The organism is Streptomyces sp. NPDC007162 (genome assembly GCF_040634175.1).
Classification (GTDB): domain Bacteria; phylum Actinomycetota; class Actinomycetes; order Streptomycetales; family Streptomycetaceae; genus Streptomyces.
The window spans coordinates 43,603-50,378 of the sequence record NZ_JBEYFC010000007.1; the positions used below are offsets into that span (position 1 = coordinate 43,603).

The following is a 6,776-nucleotide window of genomic DNA, read 5'->3' on the forward strand; positions in this document are numbered from 1 at the left end:
GCTCGTCCCGCCCGTACGCACCACCAGGAGACAGCAGTGGCCCGGCGCCCTCTCCCCCGCATTCTGAGCAACGGCACCGCGCAGCTCGCCCGAAGCCGGGAGCTGGCCCGGACGGCTGCCGACAACGCCACCGACGTCCTCCACCCGCTCATCACCGTCACCCGCGGGCTGAGCCGACTGGCCTCGGCCGGACGGCGCAGGTGGGCGGAGACACCCAAGGACAGGCGCGGGCCACTGCTCTTCCTGGCGGCCTCGGCCGTCCTGGTCGTGGCCCTGGTGCCGTACGGACCGCTGCTCGCCGTCATCACCCTGATGGCGGCGAGCGCCTGGCAGGGCCGCGACCGCACCCCGCCCCCGCCGGAGGGCCCCGACGAGTCCCAGACCCAGCGACTCCAGTCCCTGTACGAGGCCCTGGTGCCGTACTTCTCGGCCGCCGAGGACCCGGCACCGCTGTACGCGCACGGCGGGGAGTGGGAGAAGGCATTCCTCGCCCACGAGTTCGACGACACGGGCCGGATCGGCCAACTGGTGATCCGCTACCCCGCGTACTTCCCGGACGGCGAGCCCGAGGCCCGCGCGGGGATCGAGCACCTGCTCACCGCGAAGTCCGGCCGGGGCCGCGAGTACCACTTCGCGTGGGACGAGGAGGCCAACCAGCTCACGGTGACCGTCCTCGCCCCGCTGCCCACCGACATCGCCGCCCAGCGCTTCGTCACCACGCCGGGCGAGACGGTCCTCGGCTTCACCGACCCCACCGAGGTCCTGCGCACCCTCCCGCTCGGGTACGGCGAGGAGCAGCGTGACGTACCGCCGGTCGTCTGGCGCACCGGCGCCCGCTCCACCGAACCCCACCTGCTGGTCATGGGCCGGCCCGGCAGCGGCACCTCGACCCTGCTGCGCTCCGTCGCCCTGCAGGCCCTCCAGTACGGCGACGTACTCGTCGTCGAGGGCGGCGGCACCGGTGAGTACGCCTGCCTCAGCGGCCGGGACGGGGTGCTCGCCGTGGAGTGCGGCCTGGCCGGGGCGCTGGCCAGCCTGGAGTGGGCCGCGCACGAGACGGAGCGGCGGCTCATCGCCCTCAACCTCGCGCGGCAGGCGGGGCACCATCCGCCGGAGGACTGCAGACGGCCGCTGTGGATCCTGCTGGACCGGCCGAGCGCGTTCGTCCACCTGGCCTCGGCAGACGGCCACGAGGACCCGCAGTCCCTCCTCCAGGTCCCCCTCCGGCACGGCCGCGCGGCGAACGTCACCGTGGCGGTCGCCGAACACCTCGACAGCGCGGACATGTTGAGCGAGGCGGTACGACAGCACACGCGCGCGCGTGTCGTGCTGGGACCGGCGCTGCCGGACGAGCTGACGGCGGTGCTGGGAGCGCCGCCGCACACGACGCCGTTGACCCAGGTGCCGCCGGGACGGGGGTACGCCCGGCTGGGGCACGGACCGGTGCTGCGCCTCCAGGTACCGGCGACACCGGACCCGTACGACGACGCGACGAGCGAGGTGGACCGGGAGGCGGTACTGGCCCTGCTGCCACCGCGCAGTGGGGTGGTGGAGCAGGCGGGAGTGCCCATGGAAGCTGCGGTGGCCGAGGGCTGAGGTGGGGTGCGGGGGTCCGGGAACTGCGCGACCGGCCCCTGCCCACCCGCGGCACAGCCGCTACGCCACGAACGTCCTCGGCCCCTCGCTCCCCCCGCTCGCCCCCGACTCCACCAGCCGCCCCGCCGCGGCCAGCCGTGCTGCCGCCTCCTCCGCCACCGCTCCCGCCACGGTGAACGGCAGCCGCACGTACCCCTCGAAGGCCCCGTCCACCCCGAAGCGAGGACCGGACGGGACCCGCACGCCCACCCGCTCCCCCGCCTCCGCGAGCCGCGAGCCGGACAGCCCGCCGGTCCGGACCCACAGCGTCAGCCCGCCCTTCGGCACCTCGAACTCCCAGGTGGGCAGCTCCCGGCGGACCGCGGTCACCAAGGCGTCCCGGTTCTCGCGGGCCTGGACCCGGCGCAGGTCGACGGCCTGTTCCCAACCACCCGTGCTGAACAGCCAGTTCACCGCCAACTGCTCCAGCACCGGCGTCCCCAGGTCGGCGTAGGCGCGCGCGGCGACCAGACTGCGGACGACGTCGGGGGCCGCCCGTACCCAGCCGATGCGCATGCCCGCCCAGAACGCCTTGCTGGCGGAGCCGACCGTGATGACCGTGGAACCCGCCGGGTCGAAGCCGCAGACCGGGCGGGGCATGGTCACGTCCTCGTCCAGCCACAGCTCGTTCATGGTCTCGTCGGCGACCAGCACCGTCCCCGCCGAGCGCGCCGCGTCCACCAACCGGCGCCGCTGGTCGTCGTCGGCGAGCGCCCCGGTGGGGTTGTGGAAGTCGGCGACCACGTACGCGATCCGGGGCGCCGCGTCCCGCAGTACCTGGCGCCAGCGGTCCACGTCCCAGCCGCCCAGCCCCTCGGCCATCGCCACCGGCACCAGCCGGGCGCCCGCCTCCCGCATCAGCTGGAGGATGTTGGCGTACGACGGCGACTCGACGGCGATGCGCTCGCCGCGGCCGCCGAAGAGATGACAGATCGCGTCGATCGCACCCATCGCGCCGGTCGTGACCATGATCTGCTCGGGCATGGTGGGAATGCCGCGCGCCGTGTAGCGCTCCGCGATCATCGCGCGCAGGACGGGCAGGCCTGCCGGGTAGTCGCCGTGGGTGTGGGCGTAGGGCGGGAGTTCCTCCAGAGCGCCCTGGACCGCCCGGGTCAGCCAGGGCTCGGGGGCGGGCAGGGCGGCGGTGCCGAGGTCGATCACCGAGCCGAGCGCCTCGGGAGGCAGGGGTTCGAGGCCTCGGGCGGGCAGCGGGTTGCCCGCCGGGACGGCGGTCCAGCTGCCGGCGCCGCGCCGGGACTCCAGGAACCCCTCCGCGCGCAGCGCCTCGTAGGCCGCCGCCACGGTCGTACGGCTGACGGACAGGGAGAGTGCAAGTTCGCGTTCGGCCGGCAGCCGGGCGGCGACCGGCACCCGGCCTTCGAGCACGAGCAGCCGGATGCCGTCGGCCAGCGCGCGGTAGGCGGGCGGGCGCCGGGTTCCGGGGCCGGCCGGCCGGTCCTGCTGCGAGTTCAGCAGCCGGGCGAGCTGCGCGGCCCCAACCGCCGAGGTCCACTGCGCCATGAGAATCAGTCCACCTTCCCCGAATTGGCCATGGATGGCTCTTCCTCCCAAGCCACAGAGTGACACGGGTCAGGCCACCTTTTCCACCTCTCCCATCGGGGGTATCCCTTGTCCACGCAAGGCCGTCCCGGGCGACGGTTGATCCAGCTCTACGTGGGGCTCGCGCTGTACGGCGTGAGCTCCGCGCTTCTCGTCGTGGCCGGTCTCGGCCTGGAGCCCTGGGGGGTGCTGCACCAGGGCCTCGCCGGGCACACCGGGCTCAGCATCGGCACGGTGGCGATCATCGTGGGCGCGGCCGTACTGGTCCTGTGGATCCCCCTGCGCCAGCGGCCGGGGCTCGGCACGGTCTCCAACGTCTTCGTCATCGGCCTCGCGATGAACGCCACGCTCGCCGTCGTCCCGGTGGTGCACGGGTTCACCCTGCGGGTGCCGCTGATGACGGGGGGAATCGTGCTGAACGGAGCGGCGACCGGGCTGTACATCGCGGCGAGTTTCGGGCCGGGGCCCCGGGACGGTCTGATGACGGGGCTGCACCGTCGTACCGGACGTTCGATCCGGCTGATCCGGACCGGGATCGAGGTGGCGGTCGTGGTCACCGGCTTCGTACTCGGCGGGACCGTCGGCATCGGCACGCTCCTGTACGCCGTGTCCATCGGGCCGCTCGCGCAGCTGTTCCTGAAGGTGTTCGCCGTTCCGGCGGCATCCGGCCGCAGCACGGTCGTTGCCACGGGGTCACCGGGACACGCGATACTGCCGGAGTGAGCACGCCGAAACGCCACCCGTACCTGGACCATCCCGGCCCCATCGCCTTCGCCCACCGGGGCGGGGCCGCGGACGGCCTGGAGAACACCGTGGCGCAGTTCCGGCGCGCGGTCGAGGCGGGCTACCGGTACATCGAGACCGATGTCCACGCCACCGCGGACGGCAGGCTCGTCGCCTTCCACGACGACACCCTGGACCGGGTCACCGACGGCGCCGGCCGGATCGCCGACCTGCCGTGGGACGACGTACGGCACGCGCGCGTGGCGGGCCGTGAACCGCTCCCCCTCTTCGAGGAACTGCTGGAGGAGTTCCCGGACGTCCGCTGGAACGTGGACGCCAAGGCCGAGCCCGCCCTCCGCCCGCTCCTCGACCTGATCGAGAGGACGGACTCCTACGACCGCGTCTGCGTCGGCTCCTTCTCGGAGGCGCGGGTGCTGCGGGCGCAGCGGCTGGCCGGGCCCCGGCTCGCCACCTCGTTCGGTACCCGCGGGGTGGTCGGACTGCGGCTGCGCTCCTGGGGACTTCCCGCGGCGGTGCGCCGGTCGGCGGTCGCGGCCCAGGTGCCCGAGTCCCAGTCGGGGGTCCCGGTGGTGGACCGGCGCTTCGTGCGCGCCGCCCACGCGCGCGGACTGCAGGTCCACGTGTGGACGATCAACGAGCCGGAGCGGATGCACCGGCTCCTGGACCTGGGTGTCGATGGCATCATGACCGATCACATCGACACGCTGCGCGAGGTCATGACGGACCGGGGCGTCTGGGTCTGAGACGCGCGGCGCCGCCGCGGGAAGGGCAAGGGGCACGGGTGGGCACCGAGACCGTGCGGACGGGGGCCTTGGACGAGGCCGCCGGGCTGCGGCGCGAACAGCGCGGATGGTATGTCTACGACTGGGCGTGCTCGGTCTACTCGACGAGCGTCCTCACCGTGTTCCTCGGCCCCTATCTCACCTCGGTGGCCGACCACGCGGCGGACGCCGACGGCTATGTGCACCCGCTCGGCGTCCCGGTCCGGGCCGGCTCGTTCTTCGCGTACTCGGTCTCCCTGTCGGTGGTCCTGGCGGTCGTGCTCATGCCCCTGGTGGCCGGCGCTGCCGACCGCACGGGCCGTAAGAAGCACCTGCTGGGCGTCGCCGCGTACACCGGGGCCACGGCGACGACCGGCATGTTCTTCCTGGACGGCGACCGCTATCTGCTCGGCGGTCTGCTGCTGGTGGTCGCCAACGCCGCCCAGTCCGTGGCGCTGATGCTGTACAACTCCTACCTCCCGCAGATCGCCGCCCCCGAGGAACGCGACACCGTCTCCTCCCGGGGCTGGGCCTTCGGCTACGCGTCCGGTTCCCTGGTGCTCGTGGCCGACCTGGTCCTCTACTCGGCGCACGACTCCTTCGGCCTGTCCGAGACCGAGGCGGTCCGCATCTGCCTGGCCGCGGCGGGTCTGTGGTGGGGCGCCTTCGCCCTCGTGCCGCTGCGCCGGCTCCGCGACCGCGGCGGCCGCGGAGTCCGGACGGCCGGGGCGACGGCGCCGGGGCTGGGTCAACTGACGGCGACCGTCCGGGACATGCGCCGTCACCCGTTGACGCTCTCCTTCCTCCTGGCGTACCTCGTCTACAACGACGGCATCCAGACCGTGATCTCGCAGGCCTCCGTGTACGGCTCCGAGGAGCTCGGGCTCGGCCAGTCGACGCTCATCGGCGCCGTGCTGATGGTGCAGGTGCTGGCCGTGGTGGGCGCCCTGGGAATGGGACGGCTGGCGCGGGTCCACGGGGCGAAGCGCACGATCCTGGGGTCGCTGGTGGCGTGGACGGTGACGCTGGCGGCGGGGTACTTCCTGCCCGCCGGGGCGCCGGTGTGGTTCTTCGTCCTCGCGGGCGGCATCGGTCTCGTCCTCGGCGGCAGCCAGGCCCTGTCGCGCTCGCTGTTCTCCCATCTCGTGCCGCCCGGCAAAGAAGCCGAGTACTTCGCGGCGTACGAGATGAGCGATCGGGGGATGAGCTGGTTGGGACCGTTGTTGTTCGGGATCACCTACCAGCTGAGCGGAAGCTACCGTTCGGCGATCATCTCGCTGGTGGCCTTCTTCGTCATCGGGTTCGCACTGCTCGCGCGGGTACCGGTACGGCGGGCGGTCGGAGAGGCGGGCAACCCGGTTCCACAGAAGATCTAGCAGAAAGATCCAGCGGAAGATTTAGCGTTCAACGCGAAAGGGCGGTAGTGTACGCGTTTGGCCTGCCAGGCGTACCGTTACTGCGCGTCAAAGATGCCGAAACGCTGGGTGACATCTGTTAGCAGATGTGACAAACCGGGCGCTGGTGGGTACAACAAGGGGCGGCTACGACGGCGACGCATGACCCGGAACGGGAATCTTTACCGCCGACCGGACGTTGACCGGATGACGACGACAGCGACACCTGTCCTGTGGGCGACAAGCCCGGGAGGCACGATTCATGAGTGAGCGAGCTCTTCGCGGTACGCGCCTCGTGGTGACCAGCTACGAGACGGACCGCGGTATCGACCTGGCTCCGCGCCAGGCCGTGGAGTACGCATGCGAGAAGGGGCACCGGTTCGAGATGCCCTTCTCGGTCGAGGCGGAGATCCCGCCGGAGTGGGAGTGCAAGGTCTGCGGGGCCCAGGCACTCCTCGTGGACGGCGACGGCCCTGAAGAGAAGAAGGCCAAGCCCGCGCGTACCCACTGGGACATGCTGATGGAGCGGCGTACCCGTGAGGAACTCGAAGAGGTCCTCGAGGAGCGTCTGGCGGTTCTGCGCTCCGGGGCGTCGGACAGCGTCTTGCGGGAGCCTGAAGGGAACGGCTCAGGTCCGCCGCCGGGCCCGCCGCCGGCGCACACGGTGGGGACGGGCCGGTCG

5 protein-coding genes and 2 pseudogenes are annotated in these 6,776 nt (G+C 72.4%); 5 read left to right on the forward strand and 2 right to left on the reverse strand.

Annotated features, from left to right (window positions below; all coding sequences use genetic code 11):
- The first annotated feature begins 36 nt into the window (after positions 1 to 36).
- Positions 37 to 1,596 (forward strand): ABC transporter ATP-binding protein, encoded by a 1,560-nt coding sequence (locus ABZ646_RS01825; RefSeq protein ID WP_360511889.1) that lies wholly within the window; start codon positions 37 to 39, stop codon positions 1,594 to 1,596.
- A gap of 60 nt (positions 1,597 to 1,656) precedes the next feature.
- On the opposite strand, the gene ABZ646_RS01830 is transcribed toward ABZ646_RS01825, so the two are convergent.
- Entirely contained in the window at positions 1,657 to 3,156 is a 1,500-nt protein-coding gene (locus ABZ646_RS01830) for a PLP-dependent aminotransferase family protein (protein ID WP_360511891.1), read from the reverse strand.
- 108 nt (positions 3,157 to 3,264) lie between these two features.
- On the opposite strand from ABZ646_RS01830, the gene ABZ646_RS01835 reads away from it, so the two are divergent.
- The 4 genes and pseudogenes from ABZ646_RS01835 to ABZ646_RS01850 form a co-directional block, all read left to right on the forward strand.
- The gene (locus ABZ646_RS01835) at positions 3,265 to 3,918 is read left to right on the forward strand and encodes a hypothetical protein (RefSeq protein ID WP_360511893.1); all 654 of its coding nucleotides are present in this window, start codon (positions 3,265 to 3,267) and stop codon (positions 3,916 to 3,918) included.
- The gene (locus ABZ646_RS01840) at positions 3,915 to 4,682 is read left to right on the forward strand and encodes a glycerophosphodiester phosphodiesterase (RefSeq protein WP_360511895.1); all 768 of its coding nucleotides are present in this window, start codon (positions 3,915 to 3,917) and stop codon (positions 4,680 to 4,682) included. Before ABZ646_RS01835 ends, ABZ646_RS01840 begins: the two co-directional genes overlap by 4 nt.
- A gap of 38 nt (positions 4,683 to 4,720) precedes the next feature.
- The gene (locus ABZ646_RS01845; RefSeq protein ID WP_360511897.1) at positions 4,721 to 6,076 is read left to right on the forward strand and encodes an MFS transporter; all 1,356 of its coding nucleotides are present in this window, start codon (positions 4,721 to 4,723) and stop codon (positions 6,074 to 6,076) included.
- Between the two features lie 280 nt (positions 6,077 to 6,356).
- Positions 6,357 to 6,686: pseudogene (locus tag ABZ646_RS01850) on the forward strand (RNA polymerase-binding protein RbpA); the annotation flags it as partial.
- Here ABZ646_RS01850 and ABZ646_RS01855 read toward each other — a convergent pair.
- Positions 6,668 to 6,776, reverse strand: a pseudogene (locus tag ABZ646_RS01855) (DNA cytosine methyltransferase); the annotation flags it as partial. The pseudogenes ABZ646_RS01850 and ABZ646_RS01855 overlap by 19 nt on opposite strands.